Origin of the sequence: Phreatobacter sp., from assembly GCF_052440005.1 — a bacterium.
In the GTDB taxonomy this organism is placed as follows: domain Bacteria; phylum Pseudomonadota; class Alphaproteobacteria; order Rhizobiales; family Phreatobacteraceae; genus Phreatobacter.
On record NZ_JBQVQL010000174.1, the window covers coordinates 1 to 2373 of the forward strand.

Consider the following 2373-nt stretch of genomic DNA (forward strand, 5'->3'; position numbering starts at 1 on the left):
CGCCCGATCCGAGGATACCGATGAAGACCGTCCGCGTGGCCTGCGCCCATGACTGCCCCGACCTCTGCTCCCTCATCGCCGAGGTGGACGGCGACAGGATCACGAAGATCTCGGGCGATCCGGACCAGCCCTTCACCGCCGGATTCGCCTGCGCCAAGGTCAACCGCGACGCCGAGCTGGTGCACTCGCCCGAGCGCCTGAAGACCCCCCTCAGGCGCACCGGCCCGAAGGGCTCGGGCCAGTTCGCGCCGATCACCTGGGATGCGGCGCTGGACGAGATCACCGCGCGGTGGAAGGCGATCATCGCGGAATCGGGGCCCCTCGCCCTGCTCGGCTACGCCTACAGCGCCCACCAGGGCCAGATGAACCGGCACATCGTCAACGGCCTGTTCTACGCCATGGGCACCAGCCGCCTGCAGGCCGGCACGGTCTGTGACAGCTGTTGCGAGACGGCCTGGGACCTGACTCTCGGCCCGGTCGGCGGAGCGGACCCGGAAACGGTGGTCGATTCCGACCTCGTCATCGCCTGGGGCTGCGATCTCATGGCGGTGAACGTGCATTTCTGGGCGAAGCTCGACGCGCCCCGCAAGCGCGGCGTCCAGGTCGTCGTCATCGACCCGCGCCGCAGCCGCACCGCCGCCAGCGCCGACTGGCACCTGCCGATCCGCATCGGCACCGATGCGGCCCTGGCGCTCGGCATCGTCCACATCCTCGTGCGCGACGGCCTGTGCGACCGCGCCTACCTCGCGGCGAACACGCTCGGCTTCGACCGCTGGGAGCGCCAGGTCGTGCCACGCTTCACGCCCGACCGCGTGTCGGAGATCACGGGCCTGTCCGTCGCCGACATCGAGACGCTGGCGGCCATGTACGGCGCGGCGAAACGCGCCTTCATCCGCATCGGCGAGGGCATGACCCGGCTCGCCCGCGGCGGCCAGGCACTGCGCGCCGTGGCGACCCTGCCGGCCGTCACCGGCGCCTATGGCCGCCCGGGCGGCGGCGCGCTGCTGCTGACGGCCGGATCGATGGACTTCAACTTCTCCGCCGTCCGCAAGCCGGCCTCGGGGCCCGCCGCGACGCGCCTCGTCAACCAGAGCCTGCTCGGGCGCGAACTCCTGGAGATGAACGACCCGCCGCTGCGGGCCCTGTTCATCGCCGCCAACAATCCCGCCGTGACCTGCCCGGAGGCGGGGCTCGTCCGCAAGGGCCTCTCCCGCGAGGACCTTTTCACCGTCGTCCACGACCCGTTCATGACCGATACCGCGGCCTATGCCGACATCGTGCTGCCGGCCACCACCTATCTGGAGACCGAGGACTTCTATCGGGGTTACGGCAGCTACTACATGCAGTATTCGCCCGCGGCCGTCGCTCCGCAGGGCGAGGCCTGGTCGAATTTCCGGCTGGCGCAGGAGCTGGCGCGCCGCATGGGCGTCGCCGATCCTGCCTTCGCGATGAGCGAGAAGGAGATCCTGCCCGAGTTCTTCAAGGGCTCCACCGGCGCGGTCGCGGCGGTCGATCCCGCGAGCCTCCTCGACGGCGTCCCCGTCAAGGTCGCCCCGCCTCCCGGCCAGACCTTCGCCACGCCCTCCGGAAAGCTGGAAATCTATTCGCAGACCCTCGCCGACCAGGGCGTCTCACCCATGCCGGACTGGCAGCCGGACGCGCAGGAGGTGGCGGACGCGGCGAAGTGGCCGTTGCGGCTCCTCACGGCCCCTTCCTACTTCCAGCCCCACACGGCGTTCTCCGGCGTCGCCTTCCTGCGCAAGCGCGAGGGCGAGCCGTTCTGCGTGCTGCATCCCCAGGACGCCGCAAAACGCGGCCTGGAGAACGGCGCCAAGGTGAGGCTCTTCAACGAACGGGCCGCCATCGGCCTCGTGCTGAGGGTCGGCGACGATGTCCAGCCTGGGGTGATCCTCGTCCCCGGCCAGCGTCCCGGCACCGAGGCCGTCGACGGCACGGTCAACATGCTCTGCTCAGACCGGCTCACCGACATCGGCGAAGGGGCCTCCTACCAGAGCACGTTCCTCGACGTGGAAGCCTGGGACAACAGGGCCTGACCGGCCGGCGGGCGTGGGGCCGCGATGAGCATGACCGGACAGCTCGCCACGCTTTCGGCCCACGCCATGGCCGCGCTGGTGCGCACGCGGTGCGCCTCCCCCGTCGAGATCACCGAGGCGGTGCTCGCCCGCATCGCCGCGCTGGAGCCGCGCCTCCACGCCTTCGTCGTGCTGGATGCGGAGGGAGCCCTCGCCGCCGCCCGCCAGGCGGAGGCGGCCGTGATGCGCGCCGACCACCTCGGACCGCTGCACGGCGTCCCGGTGACCATCAAGGACGTGCAGGCCGTCGCCGGCCTGCCCACCCGCCGGGGCTCCCGCC

The 2373-nt window shown here is 71.3% G+C and carries 2 protein-coding genes; both read left to right on the top strand.

What is annotated here, in order from left to right; genetic code table 11:
• Positions 1 to 20 precede the first annotated feature (20 nt).
• Positions 21 to 2054: a molybdopterin-containing oxidoreductase family protein gene (locus tag ACT6XY_RS22655; RefSeq protein ID WP_444750563.1), complete on the top strand. Its 2034-nt coding sequence runs from the start codon at positions 21 to 23 to the stop codon at positions 2052 to 2054.
• A 24-nt stretch (positions 2055 to 2078) separates the two neighbouring features.
• On the top strand, positions 2079 to 2373 hold a 295-nt coding region (locus ACT6XY_RS22660), incomplete at its 3' end, for an amidase family protein (protein ID WP_444750564.1).